This is a genomic window from Sphingopyxis sp., from assembly GCF_036261875.1.
Lineage (GTDB): Bacteria > Pseudomonadota > Alphaproteobacteria > Sphingomonadales > Sphingomonadaceae > Sphingopyxis.
Genome location: NZ_DATAJZ010000022.1, coordinates 53,960 through 75,341 on the forward strand (window position 1 = coordinate 53,960; position 21,382 = coordinate 75,341).

A 21,382-nucleotide genomic window follows, 5' to 3' on the forward strand; every position below is an offset into this window, starting at 1 on the left:
GCCTTGCAGGCGCTCAGGATAAACTACGCGAAGCAATCCAGAGCGGTTTACGCTACTCTGGATTGCTTCGCTGCGCTCGCAATGACGATTCCATGAAGATGACGCGAGCGATTGAGCACCGCCCCGCCGCCTGCTAACCGGCGCGGATGACCATCCCCGCTCCCGATGCCCCCATTCTCTTCTTCGACAGCGGCCTCGGTGGCCTCACCGTCCTCGGTCCGACGCGCGCGTTGCTGCCGACCGCGCCGATCGTCTACGCCGCCGATTATGCCGGCCTGCCCTATGGCGAGAAGAGCGACGACGAACTCGCGGCGCGCGTTCCCGCGCTGCTCGGGCGGCTCGTCGAGCGCTATCAGCCGCGGCTCGCGGTGATCGCGTGCAACACCGCCTCGACGATCGCCCTCGCCCATGTCCGCGCCGCGCTCGATCTGCCGATCGTCGGCACCGTCCCAGCGATCAAGCCCGCCGCCGAGATGACGAAAACCGGCGTGATCGGCGTCCTCGGCACCGAAGCGACGGTGCGCCAGCCCTATGTCGACGACCTCAGCGCGAAATTCGCCGGGGGCAAGTCCGTGCTCCGCCACGGCAGCCCCGCGCTCGTCGCCGCGGCCGAAAACAAGCTCAATGGGCGCCCGGTCGATGCGGCCGCGGCGGAGCGCGCCATCGCGGGGCTGCGCAGCCAGCCCGGCGGCGAAGCGATGGACGTGATCGTCCTCGCCTGCACCCATTTCCCGCTATTGTCGGCCGAATTGCAGGCCGCGGCGGGGCCGGACGTGCGCCTGATCGACGGGGCGGCGGGCATCGCGCGGCGCATCGCACACCTCACCGAAGGCCAGCCCTGGCCCGCCGAAGCCGCGCCCGGCATTGCGGTCTTTACGCGCAGCGACGTCCATCCGCCGCCGCCGATCGCCGCGCTCGCGCCCTATGGCATCGGCCGCATTGAGACAATTTGACCTATCTGCTGCGAATCGTTCGCACTGGCCTTCGCGGTTTTTCGGCGGTATTGCGTCCCCCACTGCGTCGCCGGAGGGAGCGACGCCAAAAGCCAACATGCGGGGCTGAGACGTGAACTATAACGATATTTTCGCGCGCGCGATCGACCGGCTGCACGAAGAGGGACGCTATCGCGTCTTCATCGACATCCTGCGCAACAAGGGCGCCTTTCCGAACGCGCGCTGCTTCGCGGGCCACAACGGGCCGAAGCCGATCACCGTCTGGTGTTCGAACGACTATCTGTCGATGGGCCAGCACCCCAAGGTCGTCGCCGCGATGGAAGAGGCGCTGCACGACGTCGGCGCGGGCGCCGGCGGCACGCGCAACATCGCGGGCAACACCCATTATCACATCGACCTCGAGGCCGAACTCGCCGACCTGCACGGCAAGGAGGGCGCGCTGCTCTTCACCTCGGGCTATATCTCGAACGAGGCGACGCTCGGCACGCTCGGCAAGCTGCTGCCCGGCTGCATCATCTATTCGGACGAACTCAACCACGCCTCGATGATCGCGGGCATCCGCAATTCGGGCTGCGAAAAGCGCGTGTGGCGGCACAACGACCTCGACCATCTGGAAGAACTGCTCGCCGCCGACGATCCGCAGGCGGCGAAGGTCATCGCGTTCGAGAGCGTCTATTCGATGGACGGCGACATCGCCCCGATCCACGCGGTCTGCGACCTTGCCGAGAAATATAACGCGCTGACCTATTGCGACGAGGTTCACGCCGTCGGCATGTACGGCCCGCGCGGCGGCGGCATCACCGACCGCGATGAGGCGGCGCACCGCGTCGACATCATCGAAGGCACGCTCGGCAAGGCGTTCGGCGTGATGGGCGGTTACATCGCCGCCGACAAGAATATCATCGACGTGATCCGCAGCTATGCGCCCGGCTTCATCTTCACGACCAGCCTGTCGCCGGTGCTCGTCGCGGGCGTGCTTGCCAGCGTGCGCCACCTCAAGCAGTCGAGCGTCGAGCGCGACGCACAGCAGGCGGCGGCGGCCTATCTCAAGCAGAGCTTCCGGGATGCGGGCCTGCCGGTGATGGATTCGACGACGCACATCGTCCCGCTGATGGTCGGCGACCCGGTGCGCGCAAAGAAGATCAGCGACATTTTGCTCGCCGAATATGGCGTTTACGTCCAGCCGATCAATTTCCCGACCGTGCCGCGCGGCACCGAACGCCTGCGCTTCACCCCCGGCCCGACGCACGACGAGGCAATGATGCGCGAGCTCACCGAAGCGCTCGTCGAGATTTGGGACCGGCTCGAACTGGAGCTCCAGAAAGCGGCGTGAGCGAAGCACCGCGTTACGACGAGGTCGTTCTGGGGCGCCGCTCGATCCGCGGCTTCCTCGACAAGCCCGTTCCGAAGGAGCTGATCGCCGAGGTGATCGGGGTCGCGATGCGCGCGCCCTCCTCCTTCAACAACCAGTGCTGGAATTTCTCGGTCGTCACCGGCGCGCCGCTGGAGGCGATTCGCAAGGGGAACACCGAAGGCATATTGGCGGGCAAGCCCGACAGCCGCGAATTCCGCCGCTTCGACGGCATCGCCGACGACCATCGCGCCCGGCAGATCGAGATCGCGAAGCAATTGTTCGGCGCGATGGGGATTGCGCGCGACGACAAGGACGCGCGGCAGGACTGGGTGCTGCGCGGGTTCCGCCAGTTCGACGCGCCGGTCAGCATCGTCGTCACCTATGACCGCGTCCTGCTCGGCGGCGACATCGCGCCGTTCGACTGCGGCGCGGTGACCAACGCGCTCGTCAACGCCGCATGGTCGCGCGGGCTCGGCTGCGTGATCAACAGCCAGGGCATCATGCAAAGCCCGGTCGTGCGCGAACAGGCGCACATCCCCGACGATCAGGTCATCATGATCTGCGTCGCGATGGGTTGGCCCGATGAGGCGTTTCCGGCGAATGCGGTGGTGTCGAACCGCAAACGCGTCGACGAGGCGGTGCGGTTCGTGGGGTTCGGCGATTAGAGCGTCATCAGGTTCGACCGAAACGCTGCCCCTCCTTCTCGTCATCCTAGCGAAGGCCGGGATCTCACCGCCTCGGCCTGACGCACCGGCGAGATCCCGGCCTTCGCCGGGATGACGATTCCATCAAGAATAGCCCAGCTTTCAACGCGCCGGCCGCATCATCCCCCAGAAGTGCGGCCCGCCGCCTGGCGCATCCCATTCGACTTGCGTCACGAACCCCAGCCGTTCGTAGAGCGGCACGTTCGCGGGCGTCGCGGTCTCCAGCCAGCATGGCATACCTTCGCTGTCGGCCACAGCCGTCTGCGCGCGGATGATCCGCCCGCCATGCCCCTTGCCCTGATGTTCGGGCCGCACCCCGACATAGTGGAGATACCAGAACCGCCCTTTCGGCCGGTGCGCGTCGATCCCGCCCTGTACCTTCAGCCCGCGCGGCAAGGCGGTGCCGAAGGTCGCGACCAGCGGAACGACGGTGCGCAGAAATTCGAGCGTGCCGCTGTGCGCCTGCCCTGGCGCCCGCCACAGCGATGCCGCCTCATCGCCCTCAGACCGTAGCGCGACACCGGCGCGCCTGTCACCCGGCACCAGCACCCGGAACAGGCTCCGCAAGGCACGCGCGCGATGGTCCGGGTCGGGCAATATCCACGACAGCGCGGGATCGGTCTGGAACGCCTGCGCCAACGTCTCGATCAGCGCCGATTGATGGGCGTCTTCCGCTTTTACGATGCCGCTCATGCCCTTTCCCCCCGTCGTCATTCTCGCTCCCCCGTTCGTCATTCCCGCGAAAGCGGGAACCCAGCTTTTCCTTCTTCGCGCCTTTGCGCCTTTGCGTGAGATTTTCAAAAGACTCACGCAAAGGCGCAAAGGCGCGAAGAATTAAGGGAGAAAGAAGCTGGGTTCCCGCTTTCGCGGGAATGACAAATTGTCGGTTAATCCCGGCAATATCCCTCGCCGGGCTTGACGATGAGGCAATCCTTCTTGCCCGCCAGATATTTGAGCCCCGTCTCGTCGCCGCTGCCACGGCGGAGCGACAGCTCTTCACTACCGCGCTTGAACTTGATGCCATGCTCGCTGTCTTCGCCGTCATAGCTGCCCTTGGTGTCGAGGTCCGACTGCATCTCCAGCTTGTATTTTCCGGGCTCGGCGGTCGTGATGGTCACATACATGCCCTCGACCCCGGTCCATTTGCCCGCCCAGCTCGCGAAGCGATGCGACGCAGTTGCCGAATCGTCGGGTGCGGTCTCGTCGGGAACGGTTTCGACCGGCACCTCGGTGGTCGTCGTCTCGGCCGGCGCCGGCGCTTCGGCCTTTTCGCACCCGGTCAGCAGCACCAGCGCCGCGGCGCCCGTCAGGATCATGCTCTTTTGCATCTCGCGTCTCCTTATCCCTCTCAAACACGCCCCGCCGTCGATAGGTTTCCTATTCGGTGATGATCTCGGCGAACTTCTGCGGATCGACATTGCCCCCCGACAAGGTAATCAGCGTCGCATCGGTAACATCGACCTTGCCCGCAAGGATGGCCGCCAGCGCCGCCGCGCCGCCCGGCTCGACGACGAGGTGCAAGCGCTCGAAGGCCAGCCGCATCGCGCTACGCACTTCGTCGCGCGTGACGGCCATCCCGCGCACGCCTCGCGCGCGCAGCACCGCGAAATTGATCGGCCAGGTCTCGGGCGTCTGCAGTGCATCGCATTCGGTCGGCCAGGCCATATCCTCGACCGACAGGATTTTCCCCGCCGCCAGACTGCGCGTCACATCGTCCCAGCCTTCGGGCTCGACCGCGACGATCGCGGCGTCCGGACAAGCGAGCGCGACCCCCGCCGACAATCCCCCGCCGCCGCAACACGCAACCACCAGATCGGGCTCGCCCAGTCCGCGCGCCACCATCTGTGCGCGCGCTTCGATCCCGGCTGTCCCCTGCCCCTCGATGATCCAGGGATCGCCATAGGCGTGAACCAGCGTCCCGCCGCGTTCCTCGATCAGCCGCGCCGCAACCGCGTCGCGCGATTCGGTGACACGGTCGTAGAGCACCACCTCAGCACCGAGCGCGCGCGTTGCGGCGAGCTTCATCGCCGGAGCGTTGCTCGGCATCACGATCGTCGCCCTGATGCCCAATCGCTTCGCCGCCCAGGCGACGCCCTGCGCGTGATTGCCGCTCGACACGCCGACGACGCCGGCCGCGGCCTGTTCGGGCGTCAGGTCGGTCAATCGGTGCCAGGCGCCGCGAATCTTGAAAGCGCCGACCGGCTGCAGGCATTCGGCCTTGCACCAGATCGTCCGCCCATCGACCTCGAGCGGCAGCAGCGGCGTTTGCGGCAGGATGGCAGCGACTTTCGCTGCTGCGCGTTTGACACCCGCGAGGGTCGGCGCGCGCGCCGGGTCGAGCAGGGCTTCGGGGCTTTGTTCTGTCATGGCTTCGTCCTATAGGGCCGCTCATAGATCACAAGCGGCGCAGGTTCGCGACAGGAGATTTTTCACGATGAGCAAGGTTCTAGTGATCGGCGCAGGCGGCGTCGGTTCGGTCGCGGTGCACAAGATGGCGATGAACGCCGACATCTTCCCCGACATCACCCTCGCGAGCCGCCGCAAGTTCAAGTGCGACGCGATCGCCGCGTCGGTCAAGGAACGCACCGGCGTCACGATCAAGACCGCCGAGGTCGATGCCGACCATATCGACGCGACCGCCGCACTGATCCGCCAGATCGGCGCGACGCATGTCGTCAACCTCGCGCTCCCCTATCAGGATCTGACGATCATGGAGGCGTGCCTGTCGACCGGCGCCCATTATCTCGACACCGCCAACTACGAGCCGCGCGACGAGGCGAAGTTCGAATATCACTGGCAATGGGCCTATCAGGACCGCTTCAAGGAGGCGGGGCTGATGGCGCTGCTCGGTTCGGGCTTCGACCCCGGCGTGACGAGCGTCTTCACCACCTGGCTCCGCAAGCATCATTTCGACCGCATCGACACGCTCGACATCCTCGATTGCAACGGCGGCGATCACGGCCAGCATTTCGCGACCAATTTCAATCCCGAGATCAACATCCGCGAAGTGACCGCGGTCGCGCGTCACTGGGAAAATGGCGACTGGGTCGAAACCCCGCCGATGTCGGTGAAGCAGAGCTTCGACTTCGAGGCTGTGGGTCCGAAGAATATGTACCTCATGTATCATGAGGAAATCGAAAGCCTGAAGACCCACCTGCCCGAGATCGGGCGCATCCGCTTCTGGATGACCTTCGGCGACGCCTATATCCAGCACCTCACCGTGCTCCAGAACGTCGGCATGACGCGGATCGACCCGGTGATCTACGAAGGCAAGGAGATCATTCCGCTCCAGTTCCTGAAAGCCGTGCTCCCCGAACCGTCGAGCCTCGGCGAGACGACCAAGGGCAAGACCAATATCGGCGTCATCGCCACCGGCCTGGGCAAGGACGGCAAGGAAAAGACGCTCTACCTCTACAATATCTGCGACCATGAGGACGCCTATGCCGAAACCGGCAACCAGGCGGTCAGCTACACCACCGGCGTCCCCGCGATGATCGGCGCCGCGATGATGGTGACGGGCACGTGGAGCGGCCCAAATGGTGAGGGGGGCGTGTTCAACATGGAGCAGATGGACCCCGATCCCTTCATGGACATGCTGAACAAGCATGGTCTGCCGTGGCAGGTGAAGGAACTGGATGGTCCGCTCGATTTCTGATCCGCTTGCAGCCGATCTCTTTTTGTCGTTCCCGCGAAAGCGGTAACCCAGTAGCAACGCCGGAACTGGATTCCCGCTTTCGCGGGGATGACAAAGGATTGACGCTATGACGATCCGTATCGTGGTGACCCTATTGCTCGCCGTCCTGGCTGCGCCTGTCGCCGCTCAATCCGGGGATGCCTACGCCCCCGCGCGCGCGATCGTCGCCGATATCGGCAAGATCGTGACGCCTAACGGCGTGCAGGAGACCTTTGAGGCGCCCCTCGGCGGGGCGCGCCAGATCGTCAACGTCCGCGGCGCCGACCGCGACAATCCGATCCTCGTCTTCGTCCACGGCGGTCCGGGCGCGGTCGAGATGCCGTTCGCGTGGGCATTCCAGCGGCCATGGGAGGATGTCTTTACCGTCGTCCAGTACGACCAGCGCGGCGCCGGGCGTTCCTATCCGCTCAATGATCCCGCCACGCTCGCCCCGACCATGACGCCCGACCGCTACCGCGACGATGCCATCGAACTGATCGAGCTGCTCAAGAAGCGCTATGGCAAGCGCAAGGTCGTGCTGATGGGGCATAGCTGGGGCTCGATCGTCGGCCTATCGGTCGCGGTGAAGCGCCCCGACCTCCTTTACGCCTATGTCGGCGTCGGTCAGGGCATCGATTTCCGCGCCGGCGAAAAGGCCGGCATGGCGTGGACGCGGGCCAAGGCGCTGGCCGCGGGCGACAGCGCGGCGGTGCAGGCGATCGACGCGCTGGCGCCCTATCCGCAGGGCGAATTCACCATCGCCAAGGCCGACGGCTGGCGCAAATATGCGATCCCCTACGGCTCGCTCATCTATAACAAGCCCGACCTCCGATATTATTTCCAGACCCCGCGCCTGTCTCCCGAATATGGCCCTGCCGACATAGAGGCATGGGGCAAGGGCAGCGAATTTTCGGTGACGACGCTCTGGCCGCGGCTCGCCGATGTCAGCTTCACCAATGTGACGACCATGGAGGTGCCGATCGTCTTCCTGCTCGGGCGGCACGACTATACCGTACCGTCGCCGGTCGCGGCCGAATGGTTCGGCAAGGTCAAGGCGCCATCGAAGACGCTCGTCTGGCTCGAACATTCGGCGCATATGCCGATGGTCGAGGAACCCGGCCTCTTCTTCGCCGCGCTGCTCCGCGATGTCCTGCCGCTGGCAAAGGACAAGCCATGACGTCCTATCTCGCCCCCATCGCCCTGCTCTGCCTCTCGAACATCTTCATGACCTTCGCCTGGTACGGCCATCTCGGCGATCTATCGCGCCCGACGTGGCTCGCGATCGTGATGGCGTGGGGCATCGCCTTCTTCGAATATTGCCTCGCGGTCCCGGCGAACCGCATCGGCCACGGCGTCTACACCACCGCCGAACTCAAGACCTTGCAAGAGGTGATCACCCTAATCATATTCGCAGGGTTCGCGGTCTTCTGGCTCGGGGAGAAGCTGACCGCGAATCATCTCGTCGGCTTCGCATTGATAGCGGCGGGGGCGTTCTTCATCTTCAAGGGGCCGATCGCGGCCTGACAGGAACAATAACGACATGGAAACCCGTGCCGGCGATCCCGGAGCTTTTGCCCGTTTCGACCTGACCCGCGTCCCCTCGCCCGCCTTCGTCGTCGATGCGGCTAAGGTTCGCGCCAATCTGGCGGTGCTGCGCCAGATCGGCGACGCGTCGGGCGCGCGCGTGCTCGCGGCGCTCAAGGCCTTTTCGATGTGGTCGCTGGGGCCAGTCGTGGCGGAGTATCTCGACGGCGTCTGCGCGTCGGGCCTCTACGAAGCGAAATTGGGGCGCGAGGAATATGGCGGAGAGGTCGCGACCTATTGTGCGGGCTACAAGGAGGCCGACCTGCCCGCGATCGCGGCGCTGTCCGATCATCTCATCTTCAACTCACCGGGCCAGATCGCGCGCTTCCGCCCGCTGCTCGACGAGTTCCGCGCAAAGGGCGAGACATTCGACATCGGTCTGCGCATCAACCCGATGCACAGCGAGGGCGAGACCCCGAAATACGACCCCGCGGCGCCGTGCAGCCGCCTCGGCTTCCCGGTCACCCAATTGCTCCCCGAGCATATGGAGGGCGTTGACGGCGTCCATATGCACAGCCTCTGCGAACAGGATTTCCCGCCGCTTGAGCGCACCTGGAACGCGGTGCAGCCGATGCTGCGCCCCTTCTTCAGCCAGCTCAAATGGATCAACTTCGGCGGCGGCCACCATGTTACCCGCGCCGATTATCAGGTGGACGAGCTGATCGCCTTCCTGAAACAGGTGCGCGCCGCGACCGATTGCGACGTGATGATCGAGCCCGGCGAAGCCGTCGCGCTCGACGCGGGCATCCTCGTCGGCGAAATCCTCGACCTGTTCGACAATGGGATGGCCGTAGGCATCACCGACATTTCAGCGACCTGCCATATGCCCGACGTGATCGAGGCGCCTTACCGGCCCGCGATGCTCAACGAAGGCAGCGAAGGCATGGCAACGCGTCTCGGCGGTCCCTCGTGCCTCGCGGGCGACGTGATCGGCGATTACCGCCTGCCCGGCGGCGCGCGCATCGGTCAACGCTTCGCTTTCCTCGACCAGGCGCATTATTCAATGGTCAAGACGAACGGCTTCAACGGCGTCCCGCTGCCGTCGATCTGGCTGTGGGACAGCGAGACGGACGCGCTGAAATTGGTCCGCGAGTTCGGTTATGAGGATTTCAAGACGCGGCTGAGCTGACCTCCGCCAGCGCCTGGTGGATGTCGCTGACCACCACCGATCCCTCGCCCACCGACGAAGCGACGCGCTTCACCGATCCCTTGCGTACGTCGCCGACGGCGTAGATGCGCGGCCAGCTCGTCTCGTAGCGGCTCGGCATGCGGTCGAGCGACCAGCCCGCCTTGACGAGTTCGAGCGGCGCGATGTCGCTCCCGGTTTTCACGAAGCCGCGCTCGTCGCACACCATTTCCCTCGGCAGCCAGCGCGTGTTCGGGCTCGCGCCGATGAACAGGAACAGAAAGCCGCAGTCGCACCGCCCTTGGGCGCCGGTCTCGCGGCAGCGATAGGTCAAGCCTCCCAGCCGCTCCTCGCCGTGCAGAGCGACGACGTCGGTCGACGCGATGATCTCGATATTCGGATGTTCCTCCAGCCGCTTGACCAGATATTCGGACATGGTGTCACGCAGGCTGGCGCGGCGGAACACGACCCGGACTTTCTTCGCCACGCTGGCGAGATAGATCGCGCCCTGCCCCGCCGAATTGCCCGCGCCGACCACGGTCACTTCGGCATTGCTGCAAAGCTGCGCTTCCATCGGCGTCGCGCCGTAGAAGATGCCGCGTCCCTCATAGGCCTCGGTCCCCTCGATCGGCAGCCGCTGATATTGCGCGCCCGATGCGATCACGACCGCACGGGCACGTAGCCGCCGTCCGTCGGCAAGGCTGAGGCAATAGGCGTCGCCGTCGCGGTCGAGCGCGCCCGCACGCACCGGCGCGACGATGCGCGCGCCGAATTTCTGCGCCTGCACCGTCGCGCGGCGGGCCAGTTCGTTGCCCGATATGCCCGTCGGAAAACCAAGGTAATTCTCGATCTTCGACGAGGTGCCGGCCTGTCCGCCCGGCGCGAGCGAATCGATGGCGATCACCGACAGCCCCTCGGACGCGGCGTAAACCGCAGCGGCAAGCCCGCCGGGCCCGCTGCCGACGACGATCACGTCAGCGGTCGCACCATCGGGGAGCAGATCGAGGCCCAGCGCCTGGGCGAGCTGTTCGGGCGTCGGCTGGATCAACACATCGGCAGCGCCGAGAATGACCGCGGGCAACTGTTCTTCGATCAGGCCGCGCTCGGCCAACAGATGCGCCGCTACCGGCCCATCGGCAGGGTCGAACCAGCGGTGTGCGACGCCATGCTTGGCGAGCAGGTCGCGCACAGCATAGACGCCGCGGTCCATCGCCGCGCCGATCACGATGACCGCCGCGAAGCCGCGGTGGTTGCTGAACTCGCGCCGCGCCGACAGCACACGCACGAAAATGTCCGAATAGTGCGAATTTCCGGCGATCAGGCGCTGGAAATCGGCGTGCGCGATGCGCAATATCTCGCCATCCTGACCCATCTCGACCCGCGACAGATGCCGCTGCCCCGTCAGCACCGACAGGTCGCCCGCGAACTGCCCGCGCTCCATCCAGCCGACGCGCTTCCGCCCTTCGTCGGTCGACGCGAAAATATCGGTATGCCCCGATAGGGTGATGATGCAATCGGGCGCCATCGCGCCTTCCTCGACGATCAGGTCGCCCGCAAAATGCGATTCGACCGCGCCGAAGGCTTTCAGTTCATCGAGTTCGGCGTCCGTGAAAGTGTGATTCACCTCGGCACGGGAAACCATGGGCGCATATCCTCTTTCCTCGTCATCCCCGCGAAGGCCGGGATCCCGACGCCGCGCCATTCCCCAGGGGCGAGACACCGACTTTCGTCCGGACATCGCCTCAAATGGAATGATGCCTCGTTTTAGCGTGGCGACCGCCGCTTGTCTCTTCCCCCTTCGGCGCAGCCCAGCCCCGTTTCGGCGCTTGTGTCGCCGCCGCGTTACAAAATTGCGCGATAGGGTCTTTACAGGGGGGACCCCCCTGCATATATCGCCCTCCGCTGCCCCAGGGGGACTTCCAATAACCGCAAGGCAGCCTTGGATGTTTAACGTTATTTTTGGGGGTCCCTTGAGTTGCACCAGCATCATAGCGCCCACGGGCTGATTCAGGCACTTTCGCCGGTCGAACCTGTTACGCTTGTCCGTCCGCACGCCGCGGCGCGCGCAGCGCGTTTCTTCATCGAGCGATTTCCCGGCACGACCATGTACGCGGTCAAGGCGAATCCGTCGCCCGACCTGCTGCGCATCCTCTGGGATTCGGGCGTCACTCATTATGACGTCGCCTCGATCGCCGAGGTGCGGCTCGTCGCGCGCACCCTGCCGCAGGCGACGCTCTGCTTCATGCATCCGGTGAAGGCCGAGGAAGCGATTTCCGAAGCCTATTGGAAGCATGGCGTGCGCACCTTCTCGCTCGACACGATGGACGAGCTTCAGAAGATCGTCCGCGCGACCGAGGGCGCGGCCGACCTCAACCTGCTCGTGCGCCTGCGCGTCTCGTCCGACCATTCGAAGCTCAGCCTCGCCGCCAAGTTCGGCGCCGAGCCCGACGAAGTCGCCGAACTGTTGATGGCGACCCGTCAGGCGGCCGACGCGCTCGGCATCTGCTTCCACGTCGGCAGCCAGGCGATGACGCCGCACGCTTACGCCCAGGCGATGGAACGCGTCCGCGCCGCGATCGTCGCGGCGGCGGTGACGGTCGACATCATCGATGTCGGCGGCGGCTTCCCCTCGACCTATCCGGGCATGGAGCCACCGCCGCTCGGAGCCTATTTCGACACGATCCACCGCAGCTTCGAAAGCCTGCCGATCAGCTATTCGGCCGAGCTCTGGTGCGAGCCGGGCCGCGCGCTGTCGGCCGAATACAGCTCGCTGATCGTGCGCGTCGAAAAGCGCCGCGGCGACGAGCTCTATATCAACGATGGCGCCTATGGCGCGCTGTTCGACGCAGCGCATGTCGGCTGGCGCTTTCCGGTGACCTTGCTGCGCGAAGCCGCGAGCGAAGCCGAAATGACCGCGTTCAGCTTTTACGGCCCGACGTGCGACGACCTCGATCATATGGCGGGCCCCTTCTATCTGCCGGCGGACGTCAAGGCGGGCGATTTCATCGAGATCGGGATGCTCGGTGCCTATGGCTGCGCAATGCGGACGAAATTCAACGGCTTCGGTGCCGAGGAAATCCATGTCGTCAGCGACGAACCGATGGCCAGCCTCTACACCGGCGAAGTCGAACAGGAACGCCGCAGCGCGACGGTGACCAAGCTTTTTTAAAACTTGCCGGATACCCGCTTCAAAAGGCCGGTTCGCCATGCGCGGACCGGCCTTTTTCTTGGCTCGCAGTGTGCCAGGAATCGTCATCCCGGCGAAGGCCGGGATCTCGCCCTCTCGGCCTGACGCACCGGCGAGATCCCGGCCTTCGCCGGGATGACGAGAGGGGGAACGCGGTGCTTGTGCCTGAGCAGATCGCGCTTCAGGACCACGGTCTTTTCGGCGAACAGCCTCCAATCAAGCCATTTTTCTTGCCCCGCAGCCTTGCGGCCCAGCCGCGCATCGTCCACACGCCCGTTCGATTCATGCGGTCAGGAGGATGTTTTGAGCAAGATTGATGAAAAGTTGCAGCCGGTTCTTGATGAAGTATTGCGCCGTAACGCTGGGGAAGCCGAATTCCACCAGGCGGTCCACGAAGTGCTGGAAAGCCTCGGGCGCGTCGTCGCCAAACATCCCGAATATGCGAATCACGCGCTGATCGAGCGGATTTGCGAACCGGAGCGGCAGATCATCTTTCGCGTTCCCTGGGTCGACGACAGCGGCCAGGTCCAGATCAACCGCGGCTTCCGCGTCCAGTTCAACTCGGCGCTCGGCCCCTATAAAGGCGGCATCCGTTTTCATCCGTCGGTCAACCTCGGCATCATCAAATTCCTGGGGTTCGAACAGATTTTCAAAAATGCGCTGACCGGCATGCCGATCGGCGGCGGTAAGGGCGGGTCGGACTTCAACCCGCGCGGCCGTTCGGATGGCGAGATCATGCGTTTCTGTCAGGCGTTCATGACCGAGCTGCAGCGCCACCTCGGCGAGTATACCGACGTCCCCGCGGGCGACATCGGCGTCGGCGGGCGCGAGATCGGCTATATGTTCGGCCAGTACAAGCGGCTCACCAACCGCTACGAGGCGGGCGTGCTGACCGGCAAGGGACTCGTCTATGGCGGGTCGCGCGCACGGACTGAGGCGACCGGCTTCGGCCTCGTCTATTTCGTCCAGCAGATGCTGGCGACCAAAGGCGCGACGCTCGACGGCAAGCGCGTCGTCGTCTCGGGCTCGGGCAACGTCGCCATCTATGCCATCGACAAGGTGCGGCAGTTCGGCGGCAAGGTCGTCGCCTGCTCCGATTCCAACGGCTATGTCCTCGACGAGGACGGCATCGATCTCGACCTTTTGAAGGAGGTCAAGGAAATCCGCCGCGAGCGCCTGTCCGACTATGTTCGCATGAAGGGTGCCGGCGCCCATTATATCGAGGGCGGCTCGATCTGGGACGTCGCGTGCGACGTCGCGCTCCCCTGCGCGACGCAGAACGAACTCACCGGCAAGGATGCGACGACGCTGATCAAAAACGGCGTTCAGGTCGTCGGCGAAGGCGCCAACATGCCCTCGACCCCCGACGCGGTCGATCTGTTCCACCAGAACGGCGTGATGTTTGCGCCGGGCAAGGCCGCGAACGCCGGCGGCGTCGCGACCTCGGCGCTCGAAATGCAGCAAAATGCCTCGCGCGATAGCTGGACCTTCGACCAGACCGAAGCGCGGCTGGCGCAGATCATGCGCGGCATCCACGACAATTGCGCCGCGACCGCCGACGAATATAGCGCGCCGGGCAATTACGTCCTCGGCGCCAATATCGCGGGCTTCGTCCGCGTCGCCGAAGCGATGCAGTCGCTCGGCGTCATCTGATCGTCCCCCTATCCTCGGCGCGGGGTGACAAAGCCCCCGCGTTCGGGCATCGCCATTCGAAACTCCGGGAGAAGGAACGGCGATGGCGATGCTCGAGGGAATCAGGATCATCGATCTCACCACGGTCATCTTCGGCCCCTATGCGACGCAGATGCTCGCCGACCTCGGCGCCGAAGTGATCAAGGTCGAGACGCCCGGCCTCGGCGACGTGTCACGCTATCTCGGCAACGGCAGGCCCGACCCGACGATGGGGTCGATCCACCTCACCGTGAACCGCGGCAAGCGCTCGATCGCGCTCGACCTCAAGCAGCCCGAGGATGCCGCGACGCTGCGCGACCTGATCGCGACCGGCGACGTCCTGTTCCACAATATCCGCGGCAAGGCGATCGCGCGGCTCGGCTTCGATTATGAAAGCTGCAAGGCGATCAAACCCGATATCATCTATGTTCACGGCACCGGCTTCGGCCAGGACGGTCCCTATCGTGATCTTCAGGCCTATGACGACGTGATCCAAGCGGCGAGCGGGACGACCAGCCTGCTTCCGCGCGCCGACGGCAACCCCAGCCCGCGCTATTTCCCCTCGCTGATCGCCGACAAGGTGGCGGGGCATTTCGGCGCGCAGGCGATCCTGGCCGCGCTCGTCCACAAATTCCGCACCGGCGAGGGGCAGGAGGTCGCGGTGCCGATGTTCGAATGCTTCACCGCCTTCATGCTGACCGAGCATCTGTGCGACGCGACGCTCGACCCCGCGATCGGCCCGGCGGGCTATCCGCGCCAGCTCGACCCGACGCGGCAGCCCTTCCCCACCAGGGACGGCCATATCGCGATCGTCCCCTATACGCCCGCATCGACCGCGCGCCTGATGGAACTGCTCGGCAGCGAGGACATGCTCGCCTCGCCGGCCTATGAAGAGGCAAAGGCGAAGGGTCGGCACATGCCGCTGATCTATAGCGAGATCGCGCGCCGGACGCCCGCCCGGACCACCGCCGAATGGCTCGAAATCTTCGCGGCCAACGACATTCCCGCGATGCGCGTTCGCGATCTCGACGATATCCGGAACGACCCGCATTTCGCCGCGACCGATTTCTTTCGTCCTCGCGAGCATCCCGATGTCGGCGCCTTTTTCGAGATGCGGCCGCCGGTCAGATATGGCGCCGCGCCGTCGCGCGACCTTGGCTATGCGCCGCGCATCGACGGCGACGGCGAAGCGATCCGCGCCGAACTGGCGGCGCGGCGCGACTGAACATCCCCCGTTGCATATTGGCGCGCGCGCCCTAGCATCCCCGCACATCGAAAAGGGGGATGCTCATGTCACAAAGCCTGCTCGCGCCCGGCGCCATTCTCGTCCTGTGGACGCTCGTGATGGCCGGCTGGGTCGCCGCGACGCGCCTGCCCGCACTCAAGAAAATGGGGGTCGACCTCAAGACCGCGCCGCCCGGCGGCCGCGGCGCCGATCTGGAAGGCGTCCTGCCGCCCGCGGTGAACTGGAAGTCGCACAATTACACCCATCTGCTCGAACAGCCGACGATCTTCTACGCGACGATCATTTTCCTGCACCTTTCGGGCGGCAACACCGGCCTGACGCGCGGGCTCGCTTGGGCCTATGTCGTCATCCGCATCGTCCACAGCCTCTGGCAGGTGACGGTAAACCGGATTCCGGTCCGCTTCATGCTGTTCCTGCTGTCGACGCTATGCCTGTTCGTGCTGGCATTGCTCGCCGTGATCGCAACCTTGGGCTGAGGGGGAAACCATGGAAACGAACGCTATATTGGGACCGGTCGCGACGCTCGCGCTCTGGTCGATGATCATGTGGGTGTGGATGTATGCGACGCGCATCCCCGCGATGAGCCGCGCCAAGATCGACGCGAAGAATCTCGTCGGCACGACGGGCCGCGGACTCGACGACGTGCTGCCCGCCGAAGTCCAGTGGAAGGCGCATAATTACAATCACCTGATGGAGCAGCCGACGGTCTTCTACGCCGTCGCGCTGGCGCTTGCCGTCGGCGGCCTGGGCGGCGGGCTCAATGCGCAGATCGCCTGGGCTTATGTCGGCCTGCGTATCCTGCACAGCCTGATTCAGGCGACGGTCAACCGCGTGATGTGGCGCTTCGCGGTGTTCGCGCTCGCCAGCCTCGCGCTGATCGCGCTCTGCCTGCACGCCTTCATCGGTTTCGTGGTGCATTGAGAAGACGTCGCCCCCGCGCAAGCGGGGGCGAAGGTCTATCGCGAAAAGCGCCCGGCCAGTTCGACATGCGTCGACCAGCGGAACTGCCCGACGGGCCTTACCCAGTCGAGCCGATAGCCACCCTGCAAAAGCAGTTTGGCGTCGCGCGCAAAGCTCGCGGGATTGCAGCTCACATAGGCAATCGCGGGCACGCTCGACGCGGCGATCTGCTTCACCTGCTCCTCGGCCCCCGCGCGCGGCGGATCGAGGATGACGGCGCCGAAGCGATTAAGCTCGGCGGGCACCAGCGGCCGCCGGAACAGGTCGCGATGCTCGGTCGCGACCAGCGCTCGCGCCCGATTCGCCGCGCCGGTCAGCGCCGCGATCGCATCGCGTGCGCCCTCGGCGGCATAGACTTTTCGTCCCGCCTGCACCGACAGCGCGAAGGTGCCCACGCCCGCAAACAGGTCGGCAACCGCCCCCGCGTCGCCGATCGCATCGCGCACCGCCTCGACGAGCGCCGCCTGCCCCGCCGCCGTCGCCTGCAGGAAAGCGAAGGGCGGCACCTCGACGCCAATGGCCCCGAAATGCGCGGTCGGCGGCTCGGGCTGCCACACGGTTTCCAGCCCGTCGCCCTGATCGATCGCGAGCCGCGCTAGCGCATGGTCGCCCGCGAAATCCTGCAGCGCCATCGCCGCGTCGAGCCCCTCGGCGCGCACGCCCTCCAGCACCACCTCGGCGCCCTGGTCGAGCATCTGCAGCTTGACCTTCACCGGACGCCGCTGCGGCGCAATGCCGTCCAGCAAAGCGCGGATCGGGGCGACGAGCGCGAACAGTTCAGGCACCAGCAGCGGACACATGCGCATGTCGACGATCTGGTTGCTCTGCGCCGCGTTGAAGCCGAGCGCGATCTGCCTGCCGATCTTGAGCGCGGTGAGCGCCGCGCGGCGGCGGCTCTGCGGCGGCGACAGCAAGGCGGGCAACACCTCCCCCGCCGCGACCTGCTGCCCCTCGAGCGCGCCCACGACACGGCCCTGCACGAAGTCGGCGAGCGTGGCTTCGGACACATGCTGCAACTGGCAGCCGCCGCATTTGCCGAAATGACGGCACACCGGCTCGGCGCGGTTAGGCCCCGGCACCAGCGTCCCGTCGGCCAAGACATGGTCGCCGGGCACCGCGCCCGCGACATGGCGCCCGTCGGCGGTCACGCCATCGCCGCGCGCGGCGATGCGCTCGATCAGCGCGCTGTCGTTCATATCAGTCCCTAATCAGATCGTCGGCCACAAGGCCGGGGCCTATACGGCGCGCGGCGGCGATATGCCAGCCCACCGCCGCGACCGCCGCGTCGAACGCGTCGCCGCCGCCCGCAAGCATCGCCCCGCACGCCCCAGCCAGCACATCGCCCGTTCCCGCGGTCGCAAGCCAGGGGCTTCCCGGCCACGCCGCGACGACGCGCCCGTCGGGGGCGGCGATGACGGTATCGGCGCCCTTGTAGATCACGACGGCGCCGGTGCGCTCGGCTGCGGCCCGCGCCCGCTCGATCTTGCTTCCGGCGAGATCGGGAAAGGCGCGCGCGAACTCGCCCTCGTGCGGGGTCAGGATCGCAGTCACCCTGCCCAGACGCGGCAGCGCCGCATCGATCGCCGCCGCATCGAGCACCAGCGGCTTACCCGCATCGATTGCTGCCGCGACGTCGCGGTCCAGCGCCTCGCTCGCCGGATAGCCCGGCCCGATCACCGCTGCACCGAGCCGCTTATCGCCAAGCCGCTGAGCATAGTTCGCGCCACGCTCGGCGATGATCGCCGAAAAGGGCGCATCATCGCCGCCGCTGAGCACGACATAGCCCGCGCCCGCGCGCAGCCCCGCCGCGGCCGCAAGGCCCGCCGCCCCCGCCATCGGCCCGGCGCGGACCAGCATCATCCCCCGGTTGAACTTGTGCGAGCCGGCGTTGGGCGACCGGGCGGCCAGCCGCGGCAGGCTTCGCATCGCCCGGTCGGCGACAATCCCGATCGGCGCGAGCAGGACATCGCCGCAATTCCGCGCGGCGGGAAGCAGGACATGCGCGGGCTTTAGCACGCCCAGCGCGAGCGTGACATGGGCGGGCAGCGGCGGCTCCCAGTCCCGATGACCGTCGGCATCCACGCCGCTCGGCACATCGACCGCCAATATCCGCTTATCGGCCAAGCCGCGCAGGCACCGGGCCAGATCGCCCGCGAGCGGGCGCGTCAGTCCCACGCCGAACAGCGCATCGACGATGACCGGCGCGGGCGACAGATGATCGTCGATCGGCTCGACCTCGCCCGCCCATGCCTCGCGCGCTGCCCTGGCGAGATCGGTCGCGGGCGGCGCCAAAGCCGCCACGCGAACCGCCGCCCCGCGTTCGCGCAGCAATCGCGCCGCGACATAGCCGTCGCCGCCATTGTTGCCGGGACCGCAGAGGATCAGGATCGGCGCGCCAGCGGCCATCCGCCACGCGCAATCGGTGACCGCTGCACCCGCGCGCTCCATCAGTTCGGACAGCGACGTCCCCGCCGCCGCGCACGCCGCCTCGGCGGCACGCATCGCCGCGCTGGTCAGGATCGGGGCATCGGCGGGAATGGGCATGGCGTGGTTTTAGGACATCGGGCCATTCAAGGAAATCGTCATTGCGAGCGCAGCGAAGCAACCCAGAGTGCGCGTAAACCGCCCTGGATTGCTTCGCTGCGCTCGCAATGACGAGTTGATTATTTCGTCACGCCGGTATTCGCGGGTAGCCGATAGCGATCGGCGCCGACCGCAACCTCGATCATCCCGTCGCCGACGATCGTCACTTTCGCGGACTCGGCGCCATCAGCCGATACCACCCCGCGCCCGTCGCTCGCGATCTGCAGCCGGCGATATCCGACGTCCGCCTTGCCGACCACCAGCACAGTGCCGTCGGCGCCGCTCATTTCGGTGATCGTGCAGTCGCGGTCGAACGCCTTCGCGTCTTCGAGCGCGCAGTCGATGAGGCCGTCGAGCGCCGCTTCCTTGCTGCCGCGCGCTTCGGCCTCGGCGAGCTTGCCATTGTCGGGGCCGCCGTTGCAGCCCGCGACGAGCAAGACCGCGATCACACCCCCAAATGCCTTCATCTTTTGCCCTTCAACTGCGACAGGTCGCGCACCGCGCCCCGCGCGGCGCTGGTCGTCATCGCGGCATAGGCCTGAAGTGCTACCGAAACCTTGCGCGGGCGCGGCTTGGCGGGTTGCCAGGCATCGTCACCCTTGGCTTCCATCGCCGCGCGCCGCGCCGCGAGCTCGGCGTCGGACAGGACCAGCTTGATGCTGCGCCCCGGAATGTCGATCTCGATCAGGTCGCCATTCTCGACCAGCCCGATTGCCCCGCCCTCGGCCGCTTCCGGCGAGACATGGCCGATCGACAGGCCCGAGGTGCCGCCCGAAAAGCGCCCATCGGTGATCAGCGCGCAGGCGGCGCCGAGCCCCTTCGATTTGAGATAGCTCGTCGGATAAAGCATTTCCTGCATTCCCGGTCCGCCCTTCGGTCCTTCGTAGCGGATGACGACGACGTCGCCCGCCTCGACCTGTCCGGTCAATATGCCCGCGACCGCGGCGTCCTGGCTTTCATAAACCTTGGCCGGTCCCGCGAATGTCAGGATCGATTCGTCGACCCCCGCGGTCTTCACGATACAGCCGTCGAGCGCGATATTGCCCGACAGCACCGCGAGCCCGCCGTCCTTGCTGAACGCATGATCGGCCGAACGGATCACCCCCGCCTCGCGATCGAGGTCGAGCGAGTCCCAGCGCCGATCCTGGCTGAACGCGGTCTGCGTCGGCACGCCGCCGGGCGCCGCCATGAAGAAGGTCTGGACATCGGGATCGTTGGTGCGCGAGATATCCCATTTGTTGAGCGCATCGCCCAGCGTCGCGCTATGCACGGTCGGCAGGTGCGCGTGGAGCAGCCCCGCGCGCTCGAGCTGGCCGAGGATCGCCATGATCCCGCCCGCGCGGTGGACGTCCTCCATATGGACGTCCTGCTTCGCGGGCGCGACCTTCGACAGGCAGGGGACGCGGCGTGACAGCCGGTCGATGTCGGCCATGGTGAAATCGACCCCTGCCTCGTACGCGGCGGCGAGCAGGTGAAGCACGGTGTTGGTCGACCCACCCATCGCGATGTCGAGGCTCATCGCATTCTCGAACGCCTCGAAACTTGCGATCGTGCGCGGCAGCACGCTGTCATCGCCTTCCTCATAATGGCGGCGGCACATCTCGACGATCATCCGCCCCGCGCGCAGGAACAGCGCCTTGCGGTCGGCGTGCGTCGCCAGGGTCGAACCATTGCCCGGCAGCGACAGCCCCAGCGCCTCGGTCAGGCAGTTCATCGAATTGGCGGTGAACATGCCCGAACAGCTTCCACAGGTCGGGCAAGCCGCCTGCTCGATCGCGGTCACGTCGGCGTCGCTGTATTTTTCGTCGGCGGCGGCGACCATGGCATCGACGAGATCGAGCGCGACCTCCTTGCCCTTCAGCACGACCTTGCCCGCCTCCATCGGCCCGCCCGAAACGAACACGACCGGGATGTTGATCCGCAGCGCCGCCATCAGCATCCCCGGCGTGATCTTATCGCAGTTGGAGATGCACACCATCGCGTCGGCGCAATGCGCATTGACCATATATTCGACGCTGTCGGCGATCAGGTCGCGGCTCGGCAGCGAATAGAGCATGCCGTCATGCCCCATCGCGATCCCGTCATCGACCGCAATCGTGTTGAATTCCTTGGCGACGCCCCCCGCGGCCTCGATCTCGCGCGCGACCATCTGGCCGAGGTCTTTCAGATGGACGTGGCCGGGAACGAACTGGGTGAAGCTGTTGACCACCGCGATGATCGGCTTGCCGAAATCGCCGTCCTTCATCCCCGTCGCGCGCCAGAGCCCGCGCGCGCCCGCCATGTTGCGGCCATGGGTGGTGGTGCGAGAACGATAAGAAGCCATTTGGAGAGTTCCTGATAA

20 protein-coding genes are annotated in these 21,382 nt (G+C 66.0%); 12 read left to right on the forward strand and 8 right to left on the reverse strand.

The window, feature by feature from the left end; all coding sequences use genetic code 11:
• Positions 1 to 146 precede the first annotated feature (146 nt).
• From murI to VHO04_RS09575, 3 genes are all read left to right on the forward strand, one after another.
• A complete protein-coding gene (gene murI, locus VHO04_RS09565) occupies positions 147 to 953 on the forward strand; it encodes a glutamate racemase (RefSeq protein ID WP_329628105.1) in 807 nt (268 codons plus the stop codon).
• A 112-nt stretch (positions 954 to 1,065) separates the two neighbouring features.
• Positions 1,066 to 2,286 (forward strand): 5-aminolevulinate synthase, encoded by a 1,221-nt coding sequence (gene hemA, locus VHO04_RS09570; protein ID WP_329628106.1) that lies wholly within the window; start codon positions 1,066 to 1,068, stop codon positions 2,284 to 2,286.
• Positions 2,283 to 2,972, forward strand: coding sequence for a nitroreductase (locus VHO04_RS09575; protein ID WP_329628107.1), 690 nt, complete (start codon positions 2,283 to 2,285; stop codon positions 2,970 to 2,972). Before hemA ends, VHO04_RS09575 begins: the two co-directional genes overlap by 4 nt.
• 141 nt (positions 2,973 to 3,113) lie before the next feature.
• Here the strand turns inward: VHO04_RS09575 and VHO04_RS09580 are convergent, their stop codons facing one another.
• The 3 genes from VHO04_RS09580 to VHO04_RS09590 form a co-directional block, all read right to left on the reverse strand.
• Complete coding sequence (locus tag VHO04_RS09580; RefSeq protein WP_329628108.1) at positions 3,114 to 3,704, reverse strand: GNAT family N-acetyltransferase; 591 nt, start codon at positions 3,702 to 3,704, stop codon at positions 3,114 to 3,116.
• Between the two features lie 194 nt (positions 3,705 to 3,898).
• On the reverse strand, positions 3,899 to 4,339 hold the full coding sequence (locus tag VHO04_RS09585; protein WP_329628109.1) for a hypothetical protein: 441 nt from the start codon (positions 4,337 to 4,339) through the stop codon (positions 3,899 to 3,901).
• A gap of 49 nt (positions 4,340 to 4,388) precedes the next feature.
• Positions 4,389 to 5,378: a threonine/serine dehydratase gene (locus VHO04_RS09590; protein ID WP_329628110.1), complete on the reverse strand. Its 990-nt coding sequence runs from the start codon at positions 5,376 to 5,378 to the stop codon at positions 4,389 to 4,391.
• Positions 5,379 to 5,445: 67 nt separating this feature from the next.
• On the opposite strand from VHO04_RS09590, the gene VHO04_RS09595 reads away from it, so the two are divergent.
• The 4 genes from VHO04_RS09595 (at position 5,446) to VHO04_RS09610 (ending at position 9,397) form a co-directional block, all read left to right on the forward strand.
• Positions 5,446 to 6,666, forward strand: a complete 1,221-nt coding sequence (locus tag VHO04_RS09595) for a saccharopine dehydrogenase family protein (RefSeq protein ID WP_329628111.1) — start codon at positions 5,446 to 5,448, stop codon at positions 6,664 to 6,666.
• A 106-nt stretch (positions 6,667 to 6,772) separates the two neighbouring features.
• Positions 6,773 to 7,861, forward strand: a complete 1,089-nt coding sequence (locus tag VHO04_RS09600) for an alpha/beta hydrolase (RefSeq protein ID WP_329628112.1) — start codon at positions 6,773 to 6,775, stop codon at positions 7,859 to 7,861.
• Complete coding sequence (locus tag VHO04_RS09605; protein ID WP_329628113.1) at positions 7,858 to 8,208, forward strand: DMT family protein; 351 nt, start codon at positions 7,858 to 7,860, stop codon at positions 8,206 to 8,208. Before VHO04_RS09600 ends, VHO04_RS09605 begins: the two co-directional genes overlap by 4 nt.
• Positions 8,209 to 8,224: 16 nt before the next feature.
• On the forward strand, positions 8,225 to 9,397 hold the full coding sequence (locus tag VHO04_RS09610; RefSeq protein WP_329628114.1) for a carboxynorspermidine decarboxylase: 1,173 nt from the start codon (positions 8,225 to 8,227) through the stop codon (positions 9,395 to 9,397).
• Here the strand turns inward: VHO04_RS09610 and VHO04_RS09615 are convergent.
• Positions 9,378 to 11,036: an FAD-dependent oxidoreductase gene (locus VHO04_RS09615; protein WP_329628115.1), complete on the reverse strand. Its 1,659-nt coding sequence runs from the start codon at positions 11,034 to 11,036 to the stop codon at positions 9,378 to 9,380. The genes VHO04_RS09610 and VHO04_RS09615 overlap by 20 nt on opposite strands.
• 333 nt (positions 11,037 to 11,369) lie before the next feature.
• Between VHO04_RS09615 and VHO04_RS09620 the strand changes: the two genes are divergently transcribed.
• The 5 genes from VHO04_RS09620 (at position 11,370) to VHO04_RS09640 (ending at position 16,419) form a co-directional block, all read left to right on the forward strand.
• On the forward strand, positions 11,370 to 12,563 hold the full coding sequence (locus VHO04_RS09620) for a type III PLP-dependent enzyme (RefSeq protein WP_329628116.1): 1,194 nt from the start codon (positions 11,370 to 11,372) through the stop codon (positions 12,561 to 12,563).
• 321 nt (positions 12,564 to 12,884) lie between these two features.
• On the forward strand, positions 12,885 to 14,234 hold the full coding sequence (gene gdhA, locus VHO04_RS09625; protein WP_329628117.1) for an NADP-specific glutamate dehydrogenase: 1,350 nt from the start codon (positions 12,885 to 12,887) through the stop codon (positions 14,232 to 14,234).
• Between the two features lie 82 nt (positions 14,235 to 14,316).
• Complete coding sequence (locus VHO04_RS09630) at positions 14,317 to 15,477, forward strand: CoA transferase (protein ID WP_329628118.1); 1,161 nt, start codon at positions 14,317 to 14,319, stop codon at positions 15,475 to 15,477.
• Positions 15,478 to 15,542: 65 nt separating this feature from the next.
• Positions 15,543 to 15,974: an MAPEG family protein gene (locus VHO04_RS09635; protein WP_329628119.1), complete on the forward strand. Its 432-nt coding sequence runs from the start codon at positions 15,543 to 15,545 to the stop codon at positions 15,972 to 15,974.
• Between the two features lie 10 nt (positions 15,975 to 15,984).
• Complete coding sequence (locus VHO04_RS09640) at positions 15,985 to 16,419, forward strand: MAPEG family protein (RefSeq protein ID WP_329628120.1); 435 nt, start codon at positions 15,985 to 15,987, stop codon at positions 16,417 to 16,419.
• 35 nt (positions 16,420 to 16,454) lie between these two features.
• On the opposite strand, the gene VHO04_RS09645 is transcribed toward VHO04_RS09640, so the two are convergent.
• The 4 genes from VHO04_RS09645 to ilvD form a co-directional block, all read right to left on the reverse strand.
• Positions 16,455 to 17,654, reverse strand: a complete 1,200-nt coding sequence (locus tag VHO04_RS09645; protein ID WP_329628121.1) for a class I SAM-dependent RNA methyltransferase — start codon at positions 17,652 to 17,654, stop codon at positions 16,455 to 16,457.
• A gap of 1 nt (position 17,655) precedes the next feature.
• Entirely contained in the window at positions 17,656 to 19,002 is a 1,347-nt protein-coding gene (locus tag VHO04_RS09650; RefSeq protein WP_329628122.1) for an NAD(P)H-hydrate epimerase, read from the reverse strand.
• Between the two features lie 119 nt (positions 19,003 to 19,121).
• Positions 19,122 to 19,508 carry a hypothetical protein gene (locus VHO04_RS09655; RefSeq protein WP_329628123.1) on the reverse strand — a complete coding sequence of 129 codons (387 nt, stop codon included), beginning with the start codon at positions 19,506 to 19,508 and terminating at the stop codon, positions 19,122 to 19,124.
• On the reverse strand, positions 19,505 to 21,364 hold the full coding sequence (gene ilvD, locus VHO04_RS09660; RefSeq protein ID WP_329628124.1) for a dihydroxy-acid dehydratase: 1,860 nt from the start codon (positions 21,362 to 21,364) through the stop codon (positions 19,505 to 19,507). Before ilvD ends, VHO04_RS09655 begins: the two co-directional genes overlap by 4 nt.
• Positions 21,365 to 21,382 lie beyond the last annotated feature (18 nt).

Coding starts and splice junctions, on each gene's coding strand:
- VHO04_RS09645 (WP_329628121.1), bottom strand. CDS start 17,654: ATGAACGACAGCGCGCTGATCGAGCGCATCGCCGCGCGCGGCGATGGC.
- VHO04_RS09580 (WP_329628108.1), bottom strand. CDS start 3,704: ATGAGCGGCATCGTAAAAGCGGAAGACGCCCATCAATCGGCGCTGATC.
- VHO04_RS09615 (WP_329628115.1), bottom strand. CDS start 11,036: ATGGTTTCCCGTGCCGAGGTGAATCACACTTTCACGGACGCCGAACTC.
- VHO04_RS09590 (WP_329628110.1), bottom strand. CDS start 5,378: ATGACAGAACAAAGCCCCGAAGCCCTGCTCGACCCGGCGCGCGCGCCG.
- VHO04_RS09650 (WP_329628122.1), bottom strand. CDS start 19,002: ATGCCCATTCCCGCCGATGCCCCGATCCTGACCAGCGCGGCGATGCGT.
- VHO04_RS09655 (WP_329628123.1), bottom strand. CDS start 19,508: ATGAAGGCATTTGGGGGTGTGATCGCGGTCTTGCTCGTCGCGGGCTGC.
- VHO04_RS09610 (WP_329628114.1), top strand. CDS start 8,225: ATGGAAACCCGTGCCGGCGATCCCGGAGCTTTTGCCCGTTTCGACCTG.
- VHO04_RS09595 (WP_329628111.1), top strand. CDS start 5,446: ATGAGCAAGGTTCTAGTGATCGGCGCAGGCGGCGTCGGTTCGGTCGCG.
- VHO04_RS09585 (WP_329628109.1), bottom strand. CDS start 4,339: ATGCAAAAGAGCATGATCCTGACGGGCGCCGCGGCGCTGGTGCTGCTG.
- VHO04_RS09600 (WP_329628112.1), top strand. CDS start 6,773: ATGACGATCCGTATCGTGGTGACCCTATTGCTCGCCGTCCTGGCTGCG.
- murI (WP_329628105.1), top strand. CDS start 147: ATGACCATCCCCGCTCCCGATGCCCCCATTCTCTTCTTCGACAGCGGC.
- VHO04_RS09635 (WP_329628119.1), top strand. CDS start 15,543: ATGTCACAAAGCCTGCTCGCGCCCGGCGCCATTCTCGTCCTGTGGACG.
- ilvD (WP_329628124.1), bottom strand. CDS start 21,364: ATGGCTTCTTATCGTTCTCGCACCACCACCCATGGCCGCAACATGGCG.
- VHO04_RS09640 (WP_329628120.1), top strand. CDS start 15,985: ATGGAAACGAACGCTATATTGGGACCGGTCGCGACGCTCGCGCTCTGG.
- VHO04_RS09630 (WP_329628118.1), top strand. CDS start 14,317: ATGGCGATGCTCGAGGGAATCAGGATCATCGATCTCACCACGGTCATC.
- VHO04_RS09605 (WP_329628113.1), top strand. CDS start 7,858: ATGACGTCCTATCTCGCCCCCATCGCCCTGCTCTGCCTCTCGAACATC.